Source organism: Candidatus Leptovillus gracilis (genome assembly GCA_016716065.1).
GTDB classification, from domain to species: domain Bacteria; phylum Chloroflexota; class Anaerolineae; order Promineifilales; family Promineifilaceae; genus Leptovillus; species Leptovillus gracilis.
Genome location: JADJXA010000013.1, coordinates 66,811 through 91,655, shown reverse-complemented (window position 1 = coordinate 91,655; position 24,845 = coordinate 66,811). Strand labels below are relative to the sequence as shown.

Below are 24,845 nucleotides of genomic sequence, written 5' to 3'. Positions count from 1 at the left end.
TCAGGACCACTTGTCAATGGGTGTATTTCATTTCAGTTACGCCTTGTGTACGGGCGAGGTGGCGCGGGATGGTATTCGCCGCAGCGGACGGCATCTTCTCGCGCCACCTCGCCCGATATATGCCGACGCCAGGCAAAGAAGAGAGCGAGACATGTTGGGGTGAGGCATGGGTGATTGGCAAAGATGTCCCCCGCCTGTCTCGCCCCTACCTGCTCAACCATTTGGAACGCACCCATTGTCAATTCCCAATCGTCAGGCTGTAATGATGCCGTTCAGTCGGGCCACGTCGGGGCCCTAAAAAGAGGGTGTAGACGGCCGTTTGCTGGCTGAGCGCCTGCAAAATGGCTATGTGGTCGGGCAGTACGGCCGTATCCCATTGGTCCACGCTTTGTTCCATCAGCCGCGCCAGACCAATGGCCCGGCTGAGCGGGGCCAGGCGGGTTGGCTGATCGGTGATTTGGGGGAAATAAACGGTCGTCGCTTTGCTGGGCGACGCCCAACGGCCGTCAGTCAGCGCAAACGCGCTGATCACCTGAGCGCGCCCGGCCGCCGGTGCGGCCAGTTTGGCGCTTAATTGGGGCAGCAGTTCCAGGGTAAACGGCCGTATACTCACAATATCGGGTGCGGCCAACACATACACGCCGTCGGGTCGCAGGTGCAAAAGAGCCACATCGTTGCTCAGCAGTTCCCAGCCGTTCAGCAGCAAATTTAGGCCAGTCGTCGTCTTGCCGCTGCCCGATGCACCGACCAACAGCGCCGCCCGGCCATCCCTGACAGCGGCAAAAGCGTGCAGTAAAAAATAGCCATGCCGCCGCAGCATGGGGGCCAGCCCGGTGAAAGTCACATCCTCAAAACGGCCGTTCGCCAACGACGCCGGGGTGATCACCCCCGTCGCCACCAGTGTTACGCCCGGCTGTGGCGCTGTTAGCGGCACGCGCAGCAGGCCCGCCTGGTGAAAATGCAGCAGCGCAGCCCCATCCGCCTCGGCGTAAACCGTCAAAATGGCCGGCGCATCGGTGCGCGATTCCTGGTCCACAAAGATAGGCGGCGTAGACGGCCGTTCTGGTAAATCCTCCGCCCAGGTTAATTCCAAACGAATATCTGGTCTGGTCGTACTTTCGGCTTGCAGCCAACCGGCCAGCAAATAAGCCCACTGCGCCCGAATTCGCCCATCGGTGCTGACCAACTCGATCGTTAGATCATGAAACCGAAAAAACATAAGTCTATTTCCCGCCGCTGTTGCGTTCCCAGAAGAAACCGTCGGTGTAGCCCTGAATGTGCGGATCGTCGGCGGCCTGGGCCAGCCTCTTTTCGGCCAGGCAGGCGTAGGTCTCGTCCACTTCAATGCCGATAAAGCGGCGGCCCAATTTGTGGGCCACCACCGAGGTTGTGCCCGAACCGAGAAATGGGTCCAGAACCACGTCGCCGGTTTGGGAAGAGGCCAGGATGATTTTTGCCAGCAGTTTCTCCGGTTTTTGCGTGGGGTGGTCGGTGTTTTCGGGCATAGACCAGAAGGGCACGGTGAGGTCGGTCCAGATATTGGCGGGGTGGGTCAGGCGAAAACGGCCGTCTTGCCCCGCCTGCCAATCTTTGGGCTGCCCGTCGGCCTGGGTGTACGGGGCAATCACCCGTCGCTTCAGTTTGACAGCATCCACGTTGAAGGTGTACTCGTCGCCGCAGGTGGCAAACCAGATGTCTTCGGCACAGTTTTTCCAGTTTCGCGCCGCGCCGCGCCCTTTCTCCCGCTCCCAGGTGATGCGGTTGCGCACCACAAAATGGCTTGCCAACACCCGCTGAATGGCCGCCGCCGAGCGCCAATCACCACAGACATACAGCGAGGCGGTAGGCTTGAGTACCCGCCTGAGCGGCCGCAGCCAGGTTGCCAGCCATGTTTCGTAATCGGCCAGGGATAGGGGGGTAAACGGCCGTCCATTAAACGATTTGCTCAGATTATAGGGCGGGTCGGCGAACAGCAAATCCACCGATGCGGCGGGCAGCCAATCCAGCAGGGTAAACAAATCCTGCTGGATGGTGCGGTTGACAATGGCCGCCAATGGCGCGGGGTCATCCAGCCGCACACAGCGGCGGCTATACAAGAGCCGCTCCTCGTCAGACAAAGTAATGGTGCGATTGCGCGGCGCGCGTGTGCTGCCCGTTTGCGTCACTCTATTGCTGTTCGCTGTCGGCCAACAGCCCGTTTAAACCTTGCTCAAAACTGGCGTAGGGCAGCGCGCCGGAAACCAAAAAGCCGTTAATGAAAAAAGCCGGTGTGCCATTGACGCCAAAACTCATGCCTTCGTTCAGATCGGCGAACACGGCCGTTTCCATCTCGCCACTTTCCAGACAGGTCCGAAACAGATCGCTGTCCAGCCCCAGGTCCGCCGCAAACCCGACAAATAAATCGGCGGCGTTGTTTTGTCCGCTCCAGAGCGACTGGTTGGTAAACAAAGCATCGTGCATCGGCATGTAAGCCTCTTGCGCCCCGGCGCAGCGCGCCGCCGCCGCCGCCAACACCGCCTGCGGATGAATGTTGGTCAGGGGGAAATCCTTAAATACGTACAAAACCTTACCGGTGTCAATGAAATTTTGGCGCAGCAGCGGCAATGTTTCAGCAAAATGGCGCGTGCAGAACGGGCATTGGTAATCGGTATATTCGACAATGGTGATCGGCGCGTTGGGGTCGCCGATGCTGTAAGCGCCGTCAATCGGCACGTTCATCGGCAGGCCCAGGGCTACAGCCACGCTGTTGGGTTCCGCGCCGCTGAGAGGGTAGCCTTCGATGAAAAAGTAGGGCAGTTCACCAACGGCCACGCGCTGCCCTTCGGCAACGGCCGTTTGAATGGCCGCATCAAACTGCCCGCTGCTCAGGCAGCCGCGAAACGCCGCCTGGTCCAGGTTCAGGTCGGCAGCCAACGTCTGGAAATGGGCATCCGCGCTGGCCTGGTTTTGCACCCATACCTCTTGCGTGGCAAACAACGCTTCGTGCATCGGCCAATAGGCGTCTTGTTCGCCGGCGCAGCGGGCGGCGGCAGCGGCCGTTTGGGCGGCAGTTCCGCTGGCCGCCTGGGGGAAATCTTTCAGAATGTAGCGGACCTGGCCGGAATCTACCAATATTTCCTTCAACGTGGGCAGCGTGTCGGCCACGTACCGGGCGCACGCCGCGCAGCCGTAATCGGTAAATTCCACGATGGTGTAGGGGGCCTCGGCGCTGCCCAAGGTGGCCGCCACGCCTTCTTCGGAGATGGCGACCGGGGTTGGGGTTGGTGGCTCGGTGTTGGCCGGTTGATTAGCGGTTAACTCACCGCCGTTTTGGATGGTGGCAATGGCCTGGTTAAACACCTCCAACGGCTGGGCGCCAATGAGGGGTTGTTCGTTAATGAAGAAACTCGGTGTGCTGGAAACGCCCCGGCTCAAGCCCAGGTCCACATCGTCGCGCACTGCTTCGATGTGTTTGTTGCTTTGCACGCATTCAGCGAAGATGGCGCTGTCCAGCCCTAATTCTTCGGCATAGGCGATGAAGGTGCTGTTGGCCTGGCTGTTGCCCCAGGCGTCCATGCGCGCAAAGAGCAAATCGTGCATATCCCAATAGGCGGCCGCGCCCTGGTCGGCGGCGCAGCGGGTAGCGTTGGCCGCGGCCTCCGCCTGGGGATGGATGCTGCTCAGGGGGAAATCGTAATAGAGAAACAGGACTTCGCCGGAAGCCACCTGGTTTTGGTTGATCTGCGACAGGGTTTGCAGCGCGAACCGGCTGCAAAACGGGCATTGAAAATCGGAAAACTCTTCAATGACGACCGGCGCGTCCAGGCTGCCACGATAGGGACGGCCGTCGGCCAAAAACCCAACCGGCAGCCCATTGGCGTCTACTTCGCCGTCGGCGCTGCTGCTGGCCGAACGGGGAGCGCTAAAGACGGCCGCCGGGTCAATTGGCGCTGCCAACAGGTTGGCGTCACTGGTTGGCGCTGCTGCTTGGCCGATCTCGCCCTCGCCAGGGGCGACGCTGGGGCCGCACGCGGCCAAAATCAGCAGACCAAACAGGCTGAAAAAAAAGAGGGCTTGCCGCAGAGATTGATGAATTTGGGGCATACTGTTCCTTATAATTCCCCGGAGTTCCCGCTGTCTGCGGGCCGGGCAGAGTAGAGATTTATTCGTCACGTGGATCCGTTTGTGGTAGACTCCACTGTTTGTTTTGCATAGTCATGCTGCGTCACCACGCTTTTATGATGAAACATCTGTATCTTAAACGAAAGCGAATGGTGCTGCCAGCCTTGTATCGCCTCGTTATACCGCTCTTAACGTTGGCGGTGTTGGCGATGGGCGCACCGGGCCAGTTGGTCGTCCAACCTGTTTGGGCGCAGTCCGGTAATGGTATCACACAACCGGTTTCTGGCGAGACGATTGCCGGGGTGGTGCGCGTGATGGGCACGGCCGTTCACCCTGATTATTTGCGCTATGAGATGGCTTTTCGCCACGTATCTGACCCCACGGCCGATTGGATTGTCTTCGCCGAAGGCAGCCTGCCGGTTAACCAGGGCACGCTGGCAGTGTGGGACACGACGATTGGGCGTGATGTGGGGGCGCCCGTTTTCCCAGACGGCCGTTACCAACTACGTCTGCGCGTGGTGCGGGCCGATTACAACTACGACGAATATTTCGTCACCGACCTGGTGGTGGCGAACGCGGATGTTACGCCGACCGCCACACCCACCGCGACCACCGATGGGGCTGCCCCGGCTCTGGCGACAACACCTACTGCCGGCGAAACGGCCGTTTTTCAACAGCCAACCGCCCTGCCATCGTTGACGCCGTTTCCCACCCCCACCCCGCCGGCCGCTCCGGCTAACCCGGGCAGCGGCGCGGTGAGCGCGCCGCAGGATGCAGCCGTGACCGGGGGCGTCTTTGACCAACTGGCGGGCATAGATGGCGGCCGTTTTGGCCGCGCTTTTTGGCAGGGCGCCCGCTTCACCGCGCTCATCTTTGGCGGATTGGCGCTTTACCTGCTGCTGCGCGCCTTCTTTCGCTGGCTTTGGCGCAGCTATTGGCAGCGTCCCCAGAAGCGCGACTGAGTGTATCAAGAACAGCCAAATTTTGGGGTCTAATAGCCGTAAACCGCAGTCCGTATGCCGTTTCCCGTTGGCATCTAGCCAGAGGCGGCGCTCTACGGATTACGCAATACGCAATACGGAATACGGAATACGGAATACGTACACTAATCTGTGGAGAGTGAAAATGAATTGGTTAAAAGCAATTTTGGTATCTTGTTTCAGTATGTTGTTGTTGGCTGCTTGCCGTGAACAAAACGCGGCCACACCCCCCACGTTGTCTCCCACCGCGGTGGTCAACGTCACCGCTGCCCAATCTGAGCCTGACGCTACAGTTGCTGTTTTAGCGACGGCCGAGGTGGTGGCGACGGCCGTCGCCACCCAGGCCCCGACGGCTGCGCCGCAGCCCACCGCCACCCCACCGCCGCCCAAAGAATTGGTGGTCTGCGTGGCCGCTGAACCGACCAGTCTCTTTTTGTATGGTGACAACTCGTTGACGGCCGTTTCCGTCCGCCACGCCCTCTACGAAAATCTTCTAACCACACTTGGCTTCGATTACCAGGCGCAAGGTCTGGTGGATTTGCCTTCAGTCGAGAATGGCGGCGTGCGCATTGAGACAGTCGAGGTACGCGAGAACACAACGGTGCTAGACGCCAACGGGCTTGTCCGGCGCTTTACCGATGGTGTGACGGTGCGCAGCGCCGATGGCGACCTGGTGCGCTTCGACAAATCGCGTGTGCCGATGCAGCAAATGGTGGTCGAATTTACTTTTCAGCCAATGACCTGGGCCGATGGCAAGCCGGTGACGGCCGACGATTCGGTGTTCAGCTTTGAGATTGCCGCCGACCCGGTGACGCCGGGCAGTAAAATAAAGATAGAGCGCACGGCCGCCTACACAGCCACCGGCGATTTAACAGTGCAGTGGGTGGGTATTCCCGGTTTTATTGATTCCAGCTTTGTCACCAATGTCTGGACGCCGCTGCCGCGCCACCAGTACGGCCTTTATTCGGCCGTCGAACTGCTGGCTTTGCCCGAAGCACGGGAAAAGCCGCTGGGCAATGGCCCCTTTGTCGTCGCCGAATGGATTCCTGGCGCGACCATTCGCCTGGAACCCAATCCCGCCTATTACCGCGCCGACGAAGGGCTGCCCCACCTGGCCTCGGTTCTGTTTAAGGTCAACACCGGGTTGACCGAGGATTTGCTGCCTGGCGAGTGCCACGTTGTCGCCCAGGATGTCATCGCCCCGGAAGCGGTGGCCGATGTTTTGGCCGCCGCCGACGCCGGGCTGGTGCAGGCCCATGTGGTCAACAGCCCGTTCTTCGAGCAGATCGCCTTTGGCATTGAGCCGATCAAAGAGTACGCCAGCACCCGTCCCCCCTGGTTTACCGATGTCCAGGTGCGGCAGGCGATCACTTCCTGCATTGACCGACAGCGTATGGTGGATGAGTTGTTAGACGGCCGCGCCGAACTCTTGCACACCTTTACCCCCGCCGAACATCCACTCTTCCCGGCCGATGTGGCCCAATGGCCCTACGACCCGGCCGCCGGCCGCGCCCTGCTGGATGAATTGGGCTACGTGGATACCGATGAAGATGGCGTGCGCGAACAGCCGGAAACGGCCGTGCCCTTCCGCTTCCGCCTCAGCGCCGATGCCGCCAGCCCGCTGCGGGCGCGGGTGCTGGAAATGGTGCAGGCCGATCTGGCTGAATGTGGTCTGGTTGTAGACCTGGACTTCCGCCAGCCGGCCGAATGGTACGGTGATGGGCCGCTGGGTTCGCTGTTTGGCCGCCGGTTCGACATGGGCGCGCTGGCCTGGCGCGCGGCCGCACAGCCCCCGTGTAATCTCTGGTTGTCAGAAAATATCACCGGCCCGCGTGAAGAAGGGTATGGCGGTTGGAACAATATCAACCCCACCGGTTGGCGCAATGCGGAATACGACGCCGCCTGCCGCACGGCCGGGCAATCGCTGCCGGGCACAGACGCTTACATCACCAATCACCAGGCGGCGCTGCGTATCTTCAGCCAGGAGCTGCCGGGTATCCCGTTGTTCACCAATCTCAAAGTGGCCGCTACTCAGCCAGAAGTGCGCAATTTCCAACTAGACACCACCCAAACGTCCGAATTGTGGAATTTGTACGAATTGGACCTGGAGCAATAACAGGGTTGGCCGGTTGGCTAACAACCGGCCAATCAATGAATGAACTATGACCCATTTATGACCCATTTATGACCCATTTATGACCCATTGGTGGACAAACTTGTTAAGCCGGGTGAGGCCCGACGTGGATGAACTGACTGACGTGAACGAAGAGCGTTTTCTGATTGTGGGCCTGGGCAATCCAGGCCGCAGATATGAGAAGAACCGGCACAACGTGGGCTTTATGGCGGTGGATAAGCTGGCGGGGCTGCATGGCATCGCGCTGGGCAAGGTGCAGAATAAGGCGCTGACGGGCAACGGCCGTATCGCCGAGCACCCTGTCATCCTGGCCAAGCCGCAAACCTACATGAACGACAGCGGCAGCGCTGTGGGTCCGCTGGCAAACTTTTACAAGGTCCCGGCGGCCAACGTGTTGGTCGTTTATGATGAACTAGACCTGCCCCTGGGCACAGTGCGTCTGCGCGAAAAAGGGGGCGCCGGCGGGCACAACGGCATGAAATCCATCATCAATCACCTGGGGCAAGAATTTCCCCGCCTGCGCCTGGGCATTGGCCGCCCGCCAGGACAAATGCCCCCCGCCGCCTACGTCCTGCAAGATTTCGGCCCCACCGACCTGCCGCTGGTCGCCGAAATCCTCGACGAAGCCGCCAAAGCCGCCTACACCTACGTCACCGAAGGCATCCAGTTAGCCATGTCCCGGCATAATGGCAGTTTACCGGGAGAGTAGTTGATAGTTGATAGGTGGTAGGTGACAGGTGCAGCAATAGTGCTTGTCCATCGTCCACAATACACAATTCACAATTCACAATTCCCATGGATCTTTCCGGCCTTCTCAACGTCTTCGACGAACTACCGGCCTTTACGGCCGTCATCAAGGGTTTGGATGGGGAAACGGCCGTTTCCCCCCTGCTCCTCCCGCCCGGCGCGCGCGCCCCGGTGCTGGCGCGGCTGTTTCGCGCCCGCCAGGTTCCCATCTTGCTGCTGACCGGCAAGGTGGACGCTGCCTCCCGCTGGATGCAAGCCCTGGAAGCGTGGCTGCCCGATGACAACAGCGTCTACCGTTTCTACGAACCAACCCCCTTGCCCTACGACCGCGCCCCCTGGGGCGAAACGGCCCGGCTGTCTCGCCTGCGTGTATTGTCCCGCCTGATGGCCGGACAACATCCGCAAATCCCGGCGGCGGGGAAGCCGCCGCTCATCGTCACATCGGCGCGCGCCTTTTTGCAGAAGACACTGCCTAAGCGGCGCTTTTTGGCAGCCACCCGCGTCTTGCGCGTTGGGCGGCGGTTGGACCTGGAAAAGACGTTGGGCGGCTGGGCTGAAATCGGTTACGAAGCGGTCAGCGTGGTCGAATCGCCGGGGCAGTTCAGCCGGCGCGGCGGCATCGTGGATATTTTCCCGGCTTCATCGCCGTATCCGGTGCGTATCGAGCTGTTTGGCGATGAAATTGATACCCTGCGTTACTTCGACCTGGCGACGCAGCGCTCATTGGAAATGGACCCGGCGGCACAAGAAATAGGCATCGTCGTCCCCCCGGCGCGCGAGGCGCTACCGGAAGCGGCGCAGCGGTATGGCCTCGTACTGCCGGAAGACGCCCGTCCGGCGCCCGGCAGCCTGCCTTCCTGGCGCGATGACATCGCCGATTTGCAAAACGGCCGTACCTTCGCCCACCTGGAATTTTACCTGCCGCTAATCTATGCCCAACCCGCCACCCTGTTGGATTATTTGCCGGAAAACGCGCTGGTGGTGGTGGATGATTGGCGCGAATTGGTAACGGCCGTGCAAGACCTGGACCAACACGCCAACCAGATTGCCGCCGAGCAGCCCCTCCTGCCGCCCGATTACCCATCGCCTATTCTCGATTGGTCCATCGCCGCCGCCGACCTGGCCTGGTGGCAGCCGCTGGTGTTGGGCGAAGGGGTGGAAAGTAGTGAACGGCCGTTTGGCGGTCTGGCCGACGCTTTTGAACCGGGACCACGCTACGGCGGTCAGATGCGGCCGCTGATGACCCAACTCAAACAAACACGCATCGAAAATGATCGTGTGGTGGTGGTTAGTTTGCAGGCGGCGCGCCTGGCCGAACTGTGGCGTGAAGAAAACCGGGCCAGTCAGCCATCACTGCTGCTGCCCAACGCCGCCACCCATGCCCACCCCGTCGAAACGCTGCCTCATTTGCCAGAGCCGGGCACGCTGACCTTTGTTCACGGCGCGGTCAGCGAAGGGTTTAATCTGGTACGGCGCGAAGACAACAAAATCCTGCTGGATTTACTCAGCGACGCCGAGATTTTTGGCTGGAGCCGCCCCGCGCCGCGCCGCTGGCAGCAGACGCGCCCCACCGCTCCAGAAACCTATTTTGCCGACATCGCCGCCGGTGATTACGTCGTCCATCTGGAGTATGGTATCGGTAAATTTATGGGGCTGGTTTCGCGGGCGGTGGGCGGCATGGAGCGGGAATATCTGCTGGTGCAGTACGCCAACAGCGATGTGCTTTACGTGCCGGTGCATCACGCCGACCGGCTGGGCAAATGGATCGGCTCCGATGAACGGCCGCCGGCCATCCACCGCCTGGGCGAAAAGAGCTGGACAGCCACCAAAGCCAAAGCACAGGAAGCCGCCGATGAGCTGGCGGGTGAGCTGCTGGAGCTGTACGCTGCTCGTGAATCCATAGACGGCCACGCCTTCCCGTCCGACGACGAGTGGCAGGTGGAACTGGAAGCCAGCTTCCCCTACCGCGAAACCGAAGACCAACTGCGGGTCATCGCCGAGGTGAAGGCCGATATGCAAACGGCCCGGCCGATGGACCGCTTGATTTGTGGCGACGTGGGTTATGGCAAAACGGAGGTGGCTTTACGCGCCGCGTTTAAGGCGGTTCTGGACAATAAGCAGGTCGCTATTCTGGTCCCGACGACGATCCTGGCGCAGCAGCATTTTAACACTTTTAAGGAACGGTTGTCGCCCTTTCCCATGAAAGTGGAGATGTTGTCGCGCTTCCGCACGGCCGTGCAGCAGGATCATATCGTCAAAAGCCTGCGCACCGGCGACGTGGATATCATCATCGGAACCCACCGCCTGTTGTCTGACGATGTGTCCTTCAAAGATTTGGGCCTGGTCATCATAGACGAGGAGCAGCGCTTTGGCGTCGCCCATAAGGAAAAACTGAAGCAGTGGCGCACCGAAGTGGATGTGTTAACCATGACTGCCACGCCCATCCCCCGCACCATGTACATGAGCCTGACCGGGGTGCGCGATATCAGCGTCATAGACACTGCCCCGGCTGAACGGCTGCCGGTGCAGACCTACGTCGGCGAGGTGGACGAGACGCGACTCAAAGGCGCCATCTTGCGTGAATTGGACCGGGGCGGGCAGATATTTTTTGTCCACAACCGGGTACAGACCATTGACATCATGCGGGCGCGGTTGGCGGCGCTTGTGCCGGAGGCGCGGCTGGCGGTGGGGCACGGACAAATGAGCGAACGGCAGTTGGAGCAGATCATGCTGGATTTTGCCGAAGGCCGCATTGATATTTTGCTGTCCACGACCATCATCGAAAGTGGCCTGGACTTTCCCAACGCCAATACCCTGATTGTAGACCGCGCTGAGCAGTTTGGTCTGTCGCAGTTGTACCAGCTTCGCGGCCGGGTGGGGCGAGGGGCGCGCCGCGCCTATGCCTATTTCTTCCACGCGCCCTGGCGGCAGATCACCCCAGACGCCCAGGCGCGGTTGGAGACGCTGGCCGAGAATACCGAATTGGGCGCGGGCTACACCATCGCCATGCGCGACATGGAAATTCGCGGCGCCGGCGATTTGTTGGGGGCGTCGCAGAGCGGCCATATTTCGGCCGTAGGGTTCGATTTGTACACCCGGCTGCTGACCAATGCGGTGAAGAAGCGCAAGGCGCTGGAAGCCGGCGAAGCGCTCCCAACGGAAATCCCGGAGGCGGTGTTGATTGACGTGCCTCTGGCAGCCTATGTGCCGACGGATTATGTTCCGGACGCGGCGCTGCGGCTGCGCCTGTACCGGCGCATGGCGCTGCTGGGCACGCTGCCGGAGATAGATGAGATGGCCGAGGAATTAGCCGATCGTTTTGGCCCGATACCGGACCCGGTGCATAATTTGTTGTATCAACTGCGGGTGAAGGCGCTGGCGCAGCGGGCGGGGGTGACGGCCGTTACCACCGAAGCCGGGCAGATCAAGGTACGCATCGTTGAAAAGGACAACCTGGACCGGTATCGTTTGCAGCGTTATTTGGGTAATCAGGTGCGCGTCAGCAAATCGGCCGTGTGGATGCCCCGCGAGTTAAGCACCCACGAGTGGCAGGTGACATTGGTGCAGGTGTTGGAGAAGTTGGAGACGTGGACGTGAGACGTAAACCGTAATCCGTAATCCGACTTACGGTTTACGGCTTATGAACCCCAGAGGTGGCAATGCAGATAAACTTTTTTGATGACCCGGCGCAAACGCCGAAATCGCGCGAGGACGTGCGGCTGAATGAGCTGGGGCTGTATGTGTACCCAGACGGCCGTCGTGTGGCCGTCGGCTTTCATTTGACCCCATTCCTGGAAAAACCATGTATTGAAGTGCGGGTGGTCAACGAACGCGGCGAAACGGCCGGCTGGCTGAATGTCATCGAGACAGCAGACGCTAATTTCTCCCTGACCATGCATCTGCGCGACAAAAAACCGACCACCTACTACGAGGTAACGGCTACCGTTTATTATGCTGCTCCCGACACTGACCGTATAGATGTCCATACGCTGACCCGGTCGTTTGACGGGACACGAGAGGGAGAGCAGTAGGCGTTGCTGTATTCCTCGAAGAGGGGTTATTGCACTTCATCGGGATTCGTGGCGATCAGAGGAATGGCGCGCCGGTGATGTCTTGCTTGAACAGCCACTGGTCGAGGGGCAGGCTGTGGAGGTAATGGCAGACGAAGTCGGCCGTTGGTTTTTGGAAACGGCCGTCCCATCAGGTCCTCATGCGCTCATTCTCCAAGCCTCTCCGCGACCCCCGTGTTATTTCCCAAATGTCTCAAATATGCCTCTGGGTTGTTCAGAAAATCCCTGGTCAGCCGGACGTGTTCCAGGTCGTCATAGCTGGCTGGCTGAATCTGCGCCCCATCAAAGTGCAAAATCGTCGCGCTGGGGAAGGCCATGATGATCGGCGAGTGGGTGGCGATGATGAACTGTGCCTCCTGCGCCACCATCTGCTTGAGGGCGGCGATGAAGGCCAATTGGCGGATGGGGGAGAGCGGCGCTTCCGGCTCGTCCAGCAGGTAGAGGCCGTTGGGCACAAATCGCGCCTGAAAGAGCGCGAGAAAACTCTCGCCATGTGAACGGCCGTCTAGCCCATCACCATAGCGCTGCTTCATGTCGTGCAGCTCTCTGGCGTAAGGCATTTTCGCCAGGTCGGTTGCCAGTTTAGAGCGGCCCTGATATTCCTGGTCAACCGCGCTCAGTCCCGCTTCCATCTCCTGCCGCAGCTGCGCCTGGCTCTTGGCGTAGCCAAAGAAATCCTCGGCGCGAAGGAAGAAGCCGCGATGGGTGCGCCGGTTCCAGGAGAGTTGGAGATGTTGGGCGAAGTGGCGAACGGCCGTTAACGTCTTATCCGTTCGCACGCTCTCGCTGCCCACCGTCGTCGCGTTCGCGGCGCAGGCAATCGCCTCCAGCAGGGTGGATTTGCCAGAGCCATTCTCGCCTACAAAAAACGTCACTGGCTCGGCAAAGGTCAATTCGCGCAGCGAGGCGAGAATGGGCAGGTTGAAGGGGAATTGGGCGTTGGCCTGCTTTTGCCACGCCTTTGCTGTGATAGATCGCAAATGGATCATCGGTTCACGTCCGGTAATCGGCGTTGATGCTCACATAATTGTGGCTCAGGTCGCAAGTCCAGACCGTCTCGCCGGCTTCACCCGCGCCCAAATCCAGGCGAATGAGGAACTCCGGCCGGTCGAAGATCGCCGCCGCGTCTTCCTCGCGGTAGTTCATCACGTCTCCCCAGCGCAGCAGCGTCAGCTCATCCGGCTGGCGCGTGCCGATGGACAGAGTGACGCGGTGCTGGTCGAAGGGAACTCCGGCGCGGCCGGCCGCTGCCAGAATACGCCCCCAGTTGGGATCACTGCCGGCAAAGGCGGTTTTGACCAATGGCGAGGTAGCGATAGTGTTGGCGATGGCGTGGGCGTTGGCGCGGCTTTGGGCGCCGCAGACCTGAATCTCGACAAATTTTGTCGCCCCTTCGCCATCCTTCACAATCATCCGGGCCAATTGAGCGCAGAGCCAGTTGAGCGCCTCGCCGAAGGCGATGATGCTGGTGTGGTCGTCTACGGCCATGCCGCTGGCCCCGTTGGCCAGGAGCAGCACGGTATCGTTGGTGCTGGTGTCGCCGTCTATGGAGATGCGGTTGAAGGAGTGGGTGACGGCCGTTTGCAACAATCCGCCCAACACGTCCGGCGCAATCGCCGCGTCTGTCGTAATTAGACTGAGCATCGTCGCCATGTTGGGGTGAATCATGCCTGCGCCCTTCGCCATACCGCCAATTATGACCCTGCCGCCGGGCAATTCGACGCTGACCGCCAGATGCTTGGGCCGCGTGTCCGTCGTCATAATCGCCCGCGCTACTGCCAACCCGCCACCCTCTCTTCCCTCTGCGCTCTCCGCCTTTCCGCGGTTAATCTCTTCCCCCGCCGCCGCAATGCCCGCCGCCAGCCGCGCCATCGGCAGCGGCACGCCGATGACGCCGGTGGACATCACCAGCACTTCGTCGGCGGTGCAGCCGATGGCCTGGGCGACGAGCCGCTGCGTGGCGCGGGCATTTTCCAGACCGGGCTGGCCGGTGGCGGCGTTGGCGTTGCCGGAATTGATCAACACAGCGCGGATGTGGCTGTCGTTGGCCTTTAGCGTCTCGCGGTCTACGACGACGGGGGCGGCGGCGACTTGATTGGTGGTGAACTGCCCGGCTGCCGCGCAATCTTGTTCACTGACGATTAGGGCCAGGTCGAGGCGGTCGGGGTATTTGATGTGGGCGGAAACGGCCGTTGCCCGGAAGCCTTGTGGGCTGGTGACTGTGCCATCGGGGAGATGCTGCATTTATCCTTCCTCAACTCTTGCTATCCAGATGATGTAAATAGGTTTGCATCGTCATTGCTCTACCAGGGAATTTTTGCACGAGGCGTCTGTCTTCGGTGACCAAAACACAGTTCAGCCCATCGGCCAGGGTGGCATACTGGGCGTCGTAGGCGCTGATCCCATGAGTTGTAGCCAAAATAAGCGCCTCTGGCAGTGGAATGGCCCTTTCCCGGTTTAGCATAAGCGTTTGCGCTTGATGCCATAAATTGAGCGCATCGGTCACAGTTCGGTTGCCCTGTTTGACCATGGTTGCCAGCACGTTTAGGAACTCATGTTGCCACAAAGGCGGCGCTATCCACTCAGGGTCCTGGGTATAGAGCTGCCGCGCCTGTTGCGTCCGTTCACCTTTGATGAATAGATAGGCGATGATGTTGGCGTCTACAACAATCATTCTCGCCCCTCGCGTTTGGCCTGATCAAGCCATTCATCTGTCAGTAAGAAACCGGCATCAAAAGGTTCTGGCAGGGTTAACGGCCGTTCCTCTTCCTCTTCGATCAGGGCCATTTCCAGCAAATAAAGCGCCTCTTTGGTCATGCTGCGCTTGTTGCGCGCTGCCCGCGCTTTGAGCTTGTAGTGCAGCGCTTCAGGGAATTCTTTAATCAGTAATCCGGGCATTTCACACCTCTTTGGTAGTAAAATGGTAGTAAATCACTACCATTTTACTATAAACTTGTCACGACTGGTAATCTTTTGGCTTTATGGCTCGTAAGGACCATTGGCGGCATACGCTTCGGGAAAAGTCGCTTCCAAAGCGGCCAGCAGGGGCGTGAATCGCTTTTTGAGGGTGCAGTATTCCAGCAATGCCTGCGTTTTTTGCCGGTAAGACATGCCGAAGCCAAATTCATAGACGGCCTGGGGCAGATGTTGGTGGCAAAAATCGGTCAGGGCCACGTCGTCGGGGAAGACCTGGAAGATGAGGGTTCGGATGGCGTGGTAAACGGCCGTTTCCCCCGCATCCTCCTCCATTTCCGCCAACAGCGGCCCCAACTCTGCCAGCCGGTTTTTTCTGCCCAAGTAAACGAGCAACTCTCTGGCTTTGCCAGATTTACTTTCGCCCGGCAAGTTGTCAAAGTCAATTCCAAGTTTGTGGCAAATGGCCTGTAATTCGTCCAGGCTCAGGCTTTCGAGCTTTTGGCTGTATTGTTGTGTCTGTTTAGTAGGGGGAGCAGGTGATGTCTTTTCGCTGGCAAGAAACGGCCTCACTTGCGCTACATAAGCTGTCAGCTCATCCATTTTTCCCGCTTTCATCACCCATTCAAATAACGAATTAATCTTTGCAGCTCTGGTGTTGCCATCTAGGGCTTTGAAATCAATATCCAGCTTTCGCGCTAACTCGGCTAGTTCGTCCAGGCTAAAATGTCTACCGAGTAGCTCATGCCAATCTAATCCTTGCCCCAAGTTTGTTGTGGTTGGCCAGGTTATTGGCCGCGCAGGGGGCCGAAATTGTTCCAATTCTTCCATTGCCTGCAAAATGCCTTCTTTTCCCCAGTCCACTTTCGGCCAACGACTTTCAAGAATGTCAAGCATTTGTGGAATGAGACTGCGCCGTTTTAGATAATTCAGAAAATTCAAAAAGACCAGCTTATCATTGGTGTCAGGCAAGTTCTCAATGTCAACATTCATATCCAGGGCTAATTCCCGAAGCTCGACAGGGCTTAGTTCTTGTGCCATTTGCTGCCATATATGTTTGAATTTTTCGTTTTGGGCATTTTCCAGGTTCAAACGGTGTAGCATTGGGTTGAATGCCTGTTGTGGCTCTTCTTGTAGTGTATTATCTGCTTGGGCTGGTTCTGGCTTTTCTGGTTCGGCAGATGATTTGATAAGTTCCCGAAGTCTCCTAAACATGGTGACTACCTCCTTACCCAATTCAACAATAGTTACAAAGGATAGCATACCATGATTCGGCCGATTTCGGCGCGAAAAATAATAGAAGAGAATCCGCAGATTGACGCAGATGAACGCCGATTTTTAGGGCAAATCGGCGTTCATTTGTAACGATCAAGGGTTAGCTAGAACCTCGTCATTCTGACGAGTCTTCGAGGAAGAATCCCTTTCCCGCGAATTAGAAGGAGATTCTTCGCTCCGAAGACTCCGCTCAGAATAACACACCGTCTCTTAACCACTACAAAATCTGCGCCAATCGGCGTAATCTGCGGATCACCCTCTCCTAATCCCGCTTGAACTTGCTGTAATCCGGCGCCGCGTAGCGCGTCTTGCCGCCGTCGCTTACCTCGCGCATCGCCTTCACCTTCATTTGCAGGCCAAACAGCGTGATAAAGCCCACCGCGTCCGACTGATCGTACACATCTTCCTTGCCGAAGGTGGCGAAATCTTCGCGGTAAAGGCTGTGCGGGCTGGAACGGCCGATCGTGATCACGTTCCCCTTGTACAACTTCACCTTCACCCAACCGGTCACCGGTTCCTGCGTTTTGTCAATAAACGCCTGCATCGCTTCGCGCAGGGAGGTGTACCACTTGCCGTAGTAGACAAGTTCGGCGTAACGCACAGCCAGTTGCTCTTTGTAATGCAGCGTGTCGCGGTCCAGGCAGAGCGATTCCATCGCCTGATGGGCCTTGTAGAGAATCGTGCCGCCGGGCGTCTCGTAGACGCCGTGCGATTTCATGCCTACCAGCCGGTTTTCCACCAAATCCACGCGCCCGACGCCGTGCTTCGCGCCGAGTTGGTTCAACTTTTCGATGATGGCCGCCGGGGGAAGCTGCACATCGTTGACGGCCACCGGCAAGCCCTGCTCAAACTCAATCTTCACCACTTCCGCTTCGTTGGGCGCATCTTCGGGGTCTACGGTGAAGAGGAACATCCCCTTTTCCGGCTCCAGCGACGGATCTTCGAGGATGCCGCCCTCGTGGGAAATGTGCCACAGGTTGGCGTCGCGGCTGTAGATGGATTTTTCGGTGTGGGTGACGGGCACGTTGTGCTTGCGGGCGTAGGCCAGCGCATCCTCGCGGGAGCGGATTTCCCACTCGCGCCAGGGGGCAATCACCTTCAGGGTAGGATTGAGCGCCTTGTAGGTCAGCTCGAAGCGTACCTGATCATTGCCTTTGCCGGTTGCGCCGTGGGCCACGGCTTCCGCGCCTTCGGCTTCGGCGATGGCGACCTGCCATTTGGCGATGAGCGGCCGGGCCACCGATGTGCCGAGCAGATATTCCTTCTCGTACACCGCGCCGGATTGCAGCATGGGGAACAGGAAATCTTTGGCAAATTCATGGCGCAAGTCTTCGATGTAGACCTTGCTCGCGCCGCTGGCGAGGGCTTTCTCGCGCAGGCCGTCCAGTTCAAAGTTGCCCTGGCCGATGTCGGCGCAGAAGCAGATCACTTCGCAGCCGTAGTTTTCTTTGAGCCAGGGGACAATGACGGAGGTGTCCAGCCCTCCGGAGTAGGCCAGGACGACTTTATTGGCTTTCGCTTTGGATTTAGCTGACATGGGAAAAACTCCTTTTTCTGTTTCAAGTATCTCTTCTACCAAATTTGCGTGCGCGGACAGAACGTCCGTCACGGGAATCACGTGATCATGGGTGAGGATGGCGGGGCCGAGTTCGAGGACAACGGCCGTTTCATCACAGTTCTCTAGCAGCGGGCAAATGGAGCAGTCGCGCCATACCTTTTGCGGAAAGCGCTCTTTGGCGGTGATTTTGAAGCCGGCCTTCTGGAAAAATTCGACGGCGCGGGTGAGGGCGAACAGGGTGGGCACGCTGCGATGGCGGGCTTCGTTGACGGCCGTTTTCACAATCGTGCGCCCCCAACCCTGCCCCTTCACCCGGTCGCTGACAGCCAGCGAGCGCACTTCGGCCAGGTAGGGCGTGTAATAAAACAGGGATACACAGGCGACGATGTCGCCATCAGGATAAACGCCAACCAGCCAATCGCCCAGGGTCTCGCGGATAGAAAGGGCGCTGCGCGGCAGCAAATCGCCGCGCCGGGCATGGTCGCTCACCAGGCGCAAGATGGCGGGAATGTCGGTTTCACGGGCAGGACGGATGTTCATACTATTGCGGATTTCGGATTTCGGATTGCGGATTGGGGGCGTTTTCCGCAATCCGCAATCCGTAATCCGAAATTGTCCCTTCAAGGATTTTTATCGCTTCGTCTACGTGCTGGCGTTCCGCAATCAGGGCGGGGGCCAGGCGGAGGACGTTGTCGCCGGCGTTGATGAGGATGAGGCCGTTTTGTCGGGCGCGGGCGATGAGGGGGGCAACGGCTGTTTTCATCTCCACACCCACCAGCAGCCCCACGCCGCGCACGGCCACAATCTCGTCAGACTCCAGCGTCTCCAGCCGGTGGCGCAAATAAGCCCCGGTCTCCTGCACCTGCTGCAAGAATTCCGGCCGATTCACCCGGTCGAAGACCACATTGGCCGCGGCGCAGACCAGCGGTCCGGCGGCAAAAGTGCTGCCGTGGTCGCCGGGCTGAATAGCGTCGGCTACCTTCTGCGTGACCAACGTCGCGCCGATGGGCAGGCCGCCGGCTAACGGCTTGGCCAGGGTCATGATGTCCGGCGTGACGCCGTAGGCTTCGTGCGCCCACAGGTGGCCGCTGCGCCCCAGGCCGCACTGCACCTCGTCGAAGATAAGCAGCGCGTCGTGGGCGTCGCACAAGGCGCGCAGGCCGCGTAGAAATTCCGGCGTGGCCGGATTGACGCCGCCCTCGCCCTGCACCGGCTCCACGATGACGGCACAGGTCTCATCGGTGATGGCTTGCCGCGCCGCGTCTAAATCGTTGAAGGGGGCAAAGGTAACGCCGGGAATAAGTGGGCCAAACGGCTCGCGGTACTGCGCCCTGTAGGTAACGGATAAAGCGCCCATGGTACGGCCGTGAAAACTGCCGCTAAAGGCAACAATTTCGGATTTCGGATTTCGGATTGCAGGCGATTCCGAAATCCGAAATCCGAAATCCGAAATTCCCCCATATTTGCGGGCGAATTTCAGCGCCGCTTCGTTGGCTTCCGCGCCGGAGTTGCTGAAGAAAAGTTTATCGGCGAAGGAGTTTTCGATTAGTTTGCGCGCCAGTTCGACCTGGGGGGTGGTGTAGTAGAGGTTGCTGACGTGGATGAGTTGGCTGGCTTGTTGGGTAACGGCCGTTACCCATTCCGGGTCGCTGTGCCCCAATGCCGCTACGGCAATGCCAGACATAAAATCCAGGTATTTTTTGCCCGCGCTGTCGTACAAATACATGCCTTCGCCGCGGGTGAAGAGTACATCGGCCCGCTTGTAGGTGGGCAAAATATACTGTGCGTCGGCGGCCATTACGGCTTCGGTTTGAGTTAGATTCATGGTTCAACTCCGTGAAGAATTTATTACAAAGAGACAAAGGGACGAAGAAACAAAGGGAAAATCCGTGTACATCTGTGAAAATCTGTGTCCTATCATCAGCAGCCGGTGATGGGCTGTTCGCCGCCGTCAACCATCTTCGACATGACGGCGATGTCGGTGCGGTACTGCCAGCCGCCAGCCTGCCAGAAGGCGATGCCGGTCTGGTTGCTGGTGAAGATGAAGAGGTGGCATTTATCTATGCCCTCGGCCAGCAGGGCGGCCAGGCAGTGGTCTACCAGTTGTTGGCCGATGCCTTGCCGCCGGTGGTCGGGATGGACGGCCATGGTGGATGTATCCGCGACGGCCGTCGTGCCCACACAACACCGCGCCAATCACCCTGTCGCCATCTTTGGCGATAAAACTCATGCCCGGATTGCGCGCCAGATACACTTCAATCCGCTCCGGCTCATCGGCGCTGCTCAAGCCCACGCCCTCGCACTGCCGCCACAACGCCAGCACAGCGGCGTAATCGTTCATGGTAAAGGGGGTGATGCCACAATTGACAATTGACGATTGACCATTGACCATTGACAATTCTCTACTCCGTAAACACCGTCCCACCGCCATTCAGAAGACCGGTGAGGTTGACGATGCGCGCCTGGGGCACGCCCTGGGCAACGGCCGTTAACGCCCCACGCACTTTGGGTACCATGCCGCCGTTGATGATGCCCTGGGTGATGAGCGATTCGGTCTGAACGGCCGTTAATCGCTCTACCACCCGCCCGTTGTCCAGCACGCCAGGCACATTGGAGATAAAATCTATCTGGTCGGCCGGCAGCGCCAGGGCCACCGCGCTGGCCGCGTCGTCGGCGTTGACGTTGTAGATGAAGCCGTCCTGGCCGAGGGAGATGGGGGAGAGAACGGCCGTAATCCCCATCGCCGCCAATTTCTGTAACAGCTCCGTGCGCACGGCCACAATTTCGCCCACCAGACCCAAATCGGCCGTGGGATGGGCCTTCTTCACGCAGCGCAGCAGGCCGCCATCCACGCCGCTCAGCCCCACCGCGTCTACGCCGGCTGCTAGCAGCGCCGCCACAAGCTGCTTGTTGGTATGCCCGGACAGCACCATTTGCGCCACCGTCAATGACGCCGGATCGGTGACGCGCAGGCCATCCACCTTCTTTGGTTCCAGTCCCAGCCGCGCCTGCATCGCGGCGATGTCGCGCCCGCCGCCATGCACAATCACCATCGGCTCGGCCGCCGCCGCCACCCAACCCGCCAACAGCGGCAAAAAGCCCGGCTCATCCAACTCATTTCCGCCAATTTTCAATACACGCATCATCCCTCCAGAAATCGGACATCCGAAATCAAACAAGTCCGCTGGTTTCCGCCAGTCCAAACATCACATTCATGTTCTGCACCGCCTGGCCCGACGCCCCTTTGATCAGGTTGTCCGTCGTCGAAGTGACGATGAGCATCTGCCCGGCCAGCGTCAGGGAAATGGCGCAGCGGTTGGTATAGGTGACGTGGGCCAGGGTTGCCAGTTCGCCTTTGGGCAGCACACGCACAAATGGCTCGCCGGCGTAAGTCGTCTCATAAAGGTGGCGCAGATCGGCCTCTGCCCAGGGTTCGGCCAGCGAGACGTAGCTGTTTGCCAGAATGCCTCGCGGCACAGGCAGCAGGTGGGGCGAAAAGATGAGGTCGGGGGCGGCCGGGTTCCACTCTTTGAGAATGGCTTCCATCTCCGGCAGATGGCGGTGCGCCCGGCCGATTTTGTAGGGCGCCAGGTTGTCGCTGACGGCCATGAAGTGGGTGTTGTCGGCCGGATTGCGCCCTGCGCCGGAGACGCCCGATTTAGCGTCTATGATAATTGACCCGGTTATATTCACCCCGGCGGCCATGAGGGGCTGCAAGGCCAGCAGGCTGGTGGTGGTATAGCAGCCGGGGTTGGCGACGAGCCGGGTTTGCCGCAGGGCGCTGCGGGCAAATTCGGTCAGGCCGTAGACGGCTTCGGGCAGCAGGTCCGGGGCGGGGTGAGTCGCGCCGTACCATTTTTCATAGGTTGCCACATCTTTGATGCGGAAATCGGCGCTGAGGTCTATCACTTTGGCGTTGGTTTGGAGGATGGATACGGCCGTTTTTGCCGCCGCCGCATGGGGTAAACACAAAAAAACCACGTCGGCCTGGTTTAACGGGGCTGCCTCCCCCGAAATCAGCGGCAGACGTGGCGCTTGTGGGTAAATGGCGTCCAGCGTTTTGCCCGCATAAGAGTGCGACGTGGCAAAGGTGATCTCCACCTGTGGATGTTTGTTGAGTATTTGCACCAATTCGTAACCGGTATACCCGGTTGCGCCAAAGATTCCTGCGTGAATCATGTAAGACTCCAGTTGATAGTTGATAGTTGGTAGTTGGTAGCGCCAATCGTCAACCGTACACAAAAAAACCGCCAGACCTCGTGTGGGGTCTGGCGGTTTGGTGTGCCGTTTGCGTGTTGCGCGTAACTTACCCAAGCCAAAAATCCAGACCTATGGTCCGGCTGCGGCGGCGGCGACGCGGAAGAAATGCTAAAACGGTGTTCATCGTGGCGGAATAGTAACAAATTATCCCATCGTGTCAACCAATCCAAAAAAGTTCATCGGCAATCGCCTACTTGGTTTCTGGTCTGTTCTGCCGTTCTGCCCGACGCTAATACAGCAAATCCAAAAGCAGCGCTGTCGGTGGCAAGTTGTCTGTGGAGTAGGCTGGCGAAAATTCATGCAAAGCCTGGGACAGGTTGGCGCGGTCGTAGCGCCGGCCGATGAGGTGCGCTTGCAGGCCCCTACCGGCGGATGGCTGTAGGGATTCGCTGAAGCTGACTTGTTGGATACGGCCGTTCACCACCTCCACCCGCGCCTCTATCTCTGTTTGGCCCCACAGGATGCGCCTTTGCACGCTGAACCGGGGGGAACGGCCGATATTCCATTCCCAGGTATCATACCGCTCCGTCTTAATCTGGTGGATGCGCGTCCAATCGTCGGCGCTGAGGGGCAGATGGTCCACCGGCCGGCCGGCAAAGATGCCTGTTAATAGGGTTTGTCGTAGAACGGCCGTATCCATCTCCGGCAGCCACTCCTTCACATTGCCCACCTTCGCCCGGATAGATTGCACCGCCTTGGACTCGATCTGGACCTGGCGTGGATTCAGGGCGCGCAGCAGCGCTTCCAGGTCGCTGTCGAACAAAATCGTGCCGTGGCTGACCATGCGGTCACGCGCCAGGTATTGGGCGTTGCCGGAAATCTTCCGGCCGGCCACGTAGATGTCGCTTTTGCCATGCAGCGCCGCCGGGACGCCCAACTGGTTCAACACACGGATCACCGGCTCGGTGAAGCGCTGAAAATTGTGCAAATCGCGCGAACCATTGGTAATGAAGCTAAAGTTCAGATTGCCCAAATCGTGAAACACCGCCCCGCCGCCCGACAACCGGCGCACCACATGGACGTTGTGGTTGGCTGTGTAATCGGGGTCTAATTCTTCCAGCGCGTTTTGGTTGCGCCCCAGAATCACCGACGGCTCGTTGACGTAAAAGAGCAATATCGCCTCTGCCGTCGGCACGTGGCGCAGCAGGTATTCTTCCAGCGCCAGATTCAGGCGCGGGTCAGTGATGTGTTGGTTGTCGGCGTAAAGCATACTTATTTTGGATTTTGGAATAGAAGCTGTACGCGCAAGGGTCATAATCTGACATTTTTGTCACCTTGTCAGATGTCACCTTGTCACCTTGTCAGCTATAACAATCTACCCGGCCAGTGGGAAAACGGTCAGTATCAGCCAGCTAAAAAAGAGCGCGCCGCCCAGGCTGTAAGCCCAGGCGTCGTCTATGGCGGCGCCGACGATGGTCATGACGCCGACAACCAAAGGAATGGTGACGACGACCAGGGCCAGGAAAGCCAAACCAGGGACCAGGAATACCAACCCAATGAGCGCCGGGACCAAAACGACCGACTGCCAGGCCCACCAGCCCAATCGGCTCCAACCTTTGGCCCCTTGCATGGCGATGCCGGCCGCCAGCAGCCAGGGCACAAACGTAACCGTCAGCGGCAGCCAGCGCAGCAGCCGCGCCGGGATGAGGAACCAGGGCAGCCACACCCACTGGCTCAATAGACCGAAAGCCAGCCACAGGCTGGCAAAGATCGCCAGCCCCCACGCCAGGCGGCGCGGCACAGGTTTGAACGGCCGAAACCCGGTCAACAACCACACCAGCCCAACGACAAAAAACCAGACACCCAACGCGCCGCCCACAGCCAGCCCACCCAGGTAAGCCATCCCAATTACCTGGTCCAGCAGCCAGACAACGGCCGTGCCCGCCGCCGCACCCAGCACCAAACCGAGCCAATGGAACGGCCGTCGTCGGTCCGCGCCGCGCAAGGTTTTGGACGAAGGCAGCAGTGGCGACAGCGCCAGTAGAGCCACCAACCACGCCGCCAGATGCAGCCCGTACCAGATTATCCGCACATCCTGGTAGGCGCTGGCCCGCTGCACGCCAAACACATTGTTCAACCAATCTAACGCCGCGTTGTGGCTCAGCGGGCGAAACAAAATAGACATGTGTTCGGCGCCATCCACCACCACCAACGCCCTGGCCTTATCCTGCGAAAAGTCGGGGTTAGGCCCACCGGCGCGGGCCAACACCGCCTGGGCGTTGCGCAAAAAAGGCGCTTCCAGTGACCCAGCCATCAGCAGCAAATTGCGCGGCCAATTCTCGTCTACAGCCACGTCGCCGGGCGAAATAGCGATGGTTGCCCGGTACAGATCGCCCTGGTCCACGCCAGCTTCCAGCACCGCCCGGCTGCCCATAGAATGGCCGATCAGGGCCAGACGGCTGGCGTCCACCTCCGGCTGAGCTTGCAGAACGGCCGTTGCCAGCGCCACATTTTGCGTCAGCACCGGTTCCCCTTGCACAAAGGGCGTGGCATTGGCCCCATGCCCGGCAAAATCCAGCAGCATCACGCCATAGCCGGCGTGGGCCAGCACATAACCGTAAGCCAACATCAACTGCTGCGAGCCGGAAAACCCGTGCCCAATCAGCACGCCCGGCGCATTCTGCACACCCTCAGCGATGACAAAGCGCAGCGGCAGACCATCCTGGTCCACATGCCGCACGACCAGTCCGGCCGCTGCCTGCCCCACCTGCCACCAGGAAACGACAATCAATACCAGAGCCACAAACAACAAAATCATGCGCAAAGGGCTTAATCGCGCCCGCTTATTTGCCATAGATACCTCATCA

20 protein-coding genes and 1 pseudogene are annotated in these 24,845 nt (G+C 59.3%); 6 read left to right on the top strand and 15 right to left on the bottom strand.

Annotated elements, in window-relative coordinates:
• Window positions 1-68 precede the first annotated feature (68 nt).
• Window positions 69-263 (top strand): hypothetical protein, encoded by a 195-nt coding sequence (locus tag IPM39_23170; protein MBK8988936.1) that lies wholly within the window; start codon window positions 69-71, stop codon window positions 261-263.
• On the opposite strand, the gene IPM39_23165 is transcribed toward IPM39_23170, so the two are convergent.
• From IPM39_23165 to IPM39_23155, 3 genes are read right to left on the bottom strand one after another with little or no spacing between them, the layout of a single operon-like run.
• Window positions 239-1,219, bottom strand: a complete 981-nt coding sequence (locus IPM39_23165) for a hypothetical protein (protein ID MBK8988935.1) — start codon at window positions 1,217-1,219, stop codon at window positions 239-241. The genes IPM39_23170 and IPM39_23165 overlap by 25 nt on opposite strands.
• Before the next feature lie 4 nt (window positions 1,220-1,223).
• Window positions 1,224-2,165, bottom strand: a complete 942-nt coding sequence (locus tag IPM39_23160) for a site-specific DNA-methyltransferase (GenBank protein MBK8988934.1) — start codon at window positions 2,163-2,165, stop codon at window positions 1,224-1,226.
• A gap of 1 nt (window position 2,166) precedes the next feature.
• Window positions 2,167-4,083 carry a thioredoxin domain-containing protein gene (locus IPM39_23155; GenBank protein ID MBK8988933.1) on the bottom strand — a complete coding sequence of 639 codons (1,917 nt, stop codon included), beginning with the start codon at window positions 4,081-4,083 and terminating at the stop codon, window positions 2,167-2,169.
• Between the two features lie 134 nt (window positions 4,084-4,217).
• Here IPM39_23155 and IPM39_23150 point away from each other — a divergent pair, with 134 nt between their 5' ends.
• The 5 genes from IPM39_23150 (at window position 4,218) to IPM39_23130 (ending at window position 11,993) form a co-directional block, all read left to right on the top strand.
• Window positions 4,218-5,063, top strand: a complete 846-nt coding sequence (locus tag IPM39_23150; GenBank protein ID MBK8988932.1) for a hypothetical protein — start codon at window positions 4,218-4,220, stop codon at window positions 5,061-5,063.
• A 163-nt stretch (window positions 5,064-5,226) separates the two neighbouring features.
• Window positions 5,227-7,197: a hypothetical protein gene (locus IPM39_23145; GenBank protein MBK8988931.1), complete on the top strand. Its 1,971-nt coding sequence runs from the start codon at window positions 5,227-5,229 to the stop codon at window positions 7,195-7,197.
• Window positions 7,198-7,276: 79 nt separating this feature from the next.
• A complete protein-coding gene (locus IPM39_23140) occupies window positions 7,277-7,924 on the top strand; it encodes an aminoacyl-tRNA hydrolase (protein ID MBK8988930.1) in 648 nt (215 codons plus the stop codon).
• A gap of 86 nt (window positions 7,925-8,010) precedes the next feature.
• On the top strand, window positions 8,011-11,559 hold the full coding sequence (mfd, locus tag IPM39_23135; GenBank protein MBK8988929.1) for a transcription-repair coupling factor: 3,549 nt from the start codon (window positions 8,011-8,013) through the stop codon (window positions 11,557-11,559).
• 62 nt (window positions 11,560-11,621) lie between these two features.
• Window positions 11,622-11,993: a hypothetical protein gene (locus tag IPM39_23130; GenBank protein ID MBK8988928.1), complete on the top strand. Its 372-nt coding sequence runs from the start codon at window positions 11,622-11,624 to the stop codon at window positions 11,991-11,993.
• Window positions 11,994-12,178: 185 nt separating this feature from the next.
• Here IPM39_23130 and IPM39_23125 read toward each other — a convergent pair whose 3' ends face one another.
• The 12 genes and pseudogenes from IPM39_23125 to IPM39_23070 form a co-directional block, all read right to left on the bottom strand.
• Entirely contained in the window at window positions 12,179-13,021 is an 843-nt protein-coding gene (locus IPM39_23125; protein MBK8988927.1) for an AAA family ATPase, read from the bottom strand.
• A 4-nt stretch (window positions 13,022-13,025) separates the two neighbouring features.
• Window positions 13,026-14,276, bottom strand: a complete 1,251-nt coding sequence (gene argJ, locus IPM39_23120) for a bifunctional glutamate N-acetyltransferase/amino-acid acetyltransferase ArgJ (GenBank protein ID MBK8988926.1) — start codon at window positions 14,274-14,276, stop codon at window positions 13,026-13,028.
• A gap of 10 nt (window positions 14,277-14,286) precedes the next feature.
• The gene (locus IPM39_23115; GenBank protein ID MBK8988925.1) at window positions 14,287-14,706 is read right to left on the bottom strand and encodes a type II toxin-antitoxin system VapC family toxin; all 420 of its coding nucleotides are present in this window, start codon (window positions 14,704-14,706) and stop codon (window positions 14,287-14,289) included.
• Window positions 14,703-14,930: a hypothetical protein gene (locus IPM39_23110; protein ID MBK8988924.1), complete on the bottom strand. Its 228-nt coding sequence runs from the start codon at window positions 14,928-14,930 to the stop codon at window positions 14,703-14,705. Before IPM39_23110 ends, IPM39_23115 begins: the two co-directional genes overlap by 4 nt.
• Before the next feature lie 81 nt (window positions 14,931-15,011).
• Window positions 15,012-16,208: a hypothetical protein gene (locus IPM39_23105; protein MBK8988923.1), complete on the bottom strand. Its 1,197-nt coding sequence runs from the start codon at window positions 16,206-16,208 to the stop codon at window positions 15,012-15,014.
• A gap of 274 nt (window positions 16,209-16,482) precedes the next feature.
• The gene (locus IPM39_23100; GenBank protein MBK8988922.1) at window positions 16,483-18,318 is read right to left on the bottom strand and encodes an argininosuccinate synthase; all 1,836 of its coding nucleotides are present in this window, start codon (window positions 18,316-18,318) and stop codon (window positions 16,483-16,485) included.
• 1 nt (window position 18,319) lies between these two features.
• Window positions 18,320-19,603, bottom strand: coding sequence for an aspartate aminotransferase family protein (locus IPM39_23095; GenBank protein ID MBK8988921.1), 1,284 nt, complete (start codon window positions 19,601-19,603; stop codon window positions 18,320-18,322).
• A gap of 95 nt (window positions 19,604-19,698) precedes the next feature.
• A pseudogene (locus IPM39_23090) lies at window positions 19,699-20,119 on the bottom strand (GNAT family N-acetyltransferase).
• Window positions 20,120-20,180: 61 nt separating this feature from the next.
• Window positions 20,181-20,924 (bottom strand): acetylglutamate kinase, encoded by a 744-nt coding sequence (gene argB / locus IPM39_23085; GenBank protein MBK8988920.1) that lies wholly within the window; start codon window positions 20,922-20,924, stop codon window positions 20,181-20,183.
• Window positions 20,925-20,949: 25 nt separating this feature from the next.
• Window positions 20,950-21,957 (bottom strand): N-acetyl-gamma-glutamyl-phosphate reductase, encoded by a 1,008-nt coding sequence (locus IPM39_23080; GenBank protein MBK8988919.1) that lies wholly within the window; start codon window positions 21,955-21,957, stop codon window positions 20,950-20,952.
• A 310-nt stretch (window positions 21,958-22,267) separates the two neighbouring features.
• A complete protein-coding gene (locus tag IPM39_23075; GenBank protein MBK8988918.1) occupies window positions 22,268-23,248 on the bottom strand; it encodes a lipoate--protein ligase in 981 nt (326 codons plus the stop codon).
• A 105-nt stretch (window positions 23,249-23,353) separates the two neighbouring features.
• Entirely contained in the window at window positions 23,354-24,832 is a 1,479-nt protein-coding gene (locus IPM39_23070) for an alpha/beta hydrolase (protein MBK8988917.1), read from the bottom strand.
• Window positions 24,833-24,845 lie beyond the last annotated feature (13 nt).

Coding starts and splice junctions, on each gene's coding strand:
- IPM39_23170 (MBK8988936.1), top strand. CDS start 69: ATGGTATTCGCCGCAGCGGACGGCATCTTCTCGCGCCACCTCGCCCGA.
- IPM39_23165 (MBK8988935.1), bottom strand. CDS start 1,219: ATGTTTTTTCGGTTTCATGATCTAACGATCGAGTTGGTCAGCACCGAT.
- IPM39_23155 (MBK8988933.1), bottom strand. CDS start 4,083: ATGCCCCAAATTCATCAATCTCTGCGGCAAGCCCTCTTTTTTTTCAGC.
- IPM39_23150 (MBK8988932.1), top strand. CDS start 4,218: ATGATGAAACATCTGTATCTTAAACGAAAGCGAATGGTGCTGCCAGCC.
- IPM39_23145 (MBK8988931.1), top strand. CDS start 5,227: ATGAATTGGTTAAAAGCAATTTTGGTATCTTGTTTCAGTATGTTGTTG.
- IPM39_23140 (MBK8988930.1), top strand. CDS start 7,277: ATGACCCATTGGTGGACAAACTTGTTAAGCCGGGTGAGGCCCGACGTG.
- mfd (MBK8988929.1), top strand. CDS start 8,011: ATGGATCTTTCCGGCCTTCTCAACGTCTTCGACGAACTACCGGCCTTT.
- IPM39_23130 (MBK8988928.1), top strand. CDS start 11,622: ATGCAGATAAACTTTTTTGATGACCCGGCGCAAACGCCGAAATCGCGC.
- IPM39_23125 (MBK8988927.1), bottom strand. CDS start 13,021: ATGATCCATTTGCGATCTATCACAGCAAAGGCGTGGCAAAAGCAGGCC.
- argJ (MBK8988926.1), bottom strand. CDS start 14,276: ATGCAGCATCTCCCCGATGGCACAGTCACCAGCCCACAAGGCTTCCGG.
- IPM39_23115 (MBK8988925.1), bottom strand. CDS start 14,706: ATGATTGTTGTAGACGCCAACATCATCGCCTATCTATTCATCAAAGGT.
- IPM39_23110 (MBK8988924.1), bottom strand. CDS start 14,930: ATGCCCGGATTACTGATTAAAGAATTCCCTGAAGCGCTGCACTACAAG.
- IPM39_23105 (MBK8988923.1), bottom strand. CDS start 16,208: ATGCTATCCTTTGTAACTATTGTTGAATTGGGTAAGGAGGTAGTCACC.
- IPM39_23100 (MBK8988922.1), bottom strand. CDS start 18,318: ATGAACATCCGTCCTGCCCGTGAAACCGACATTCCCGCCATCTTGCGC.
- IPM39_23095 (MBK8988921.1), bottom strand. CDS start 19,603: ATGAATCTAACTCAAACCGAAGCCGTAATGGCCGCCGACGCACAGTAT.
- argB (MBK8988920.1), bottom strand. CDS start 20,924: ATGATGCGTGTATTGAAAATTGGCGGAAATGAGTTGGATGAGCCGGGC.
- IPM39_23080 (MBK8988919.1), bottom strand. CDS start 21,957: ATGATTCACGCAGGAATCTTTGGCGCAACCGGGTATACCGGTTACGAA.
- IPM39_23075 (MBK8988918.1), bottom strand. CDS start 23,248: ATGCTTTACGCCGACAACCAACACATCACTGACCCGCGCCTGAATCTG.
- IPM39_23070 (MBK8988917.1), bottom strand. CDS start 24,832: ATGGCAAATAAGCGGGCGCGATTAAGCCCTTTGCGCATGATTTTGTTG.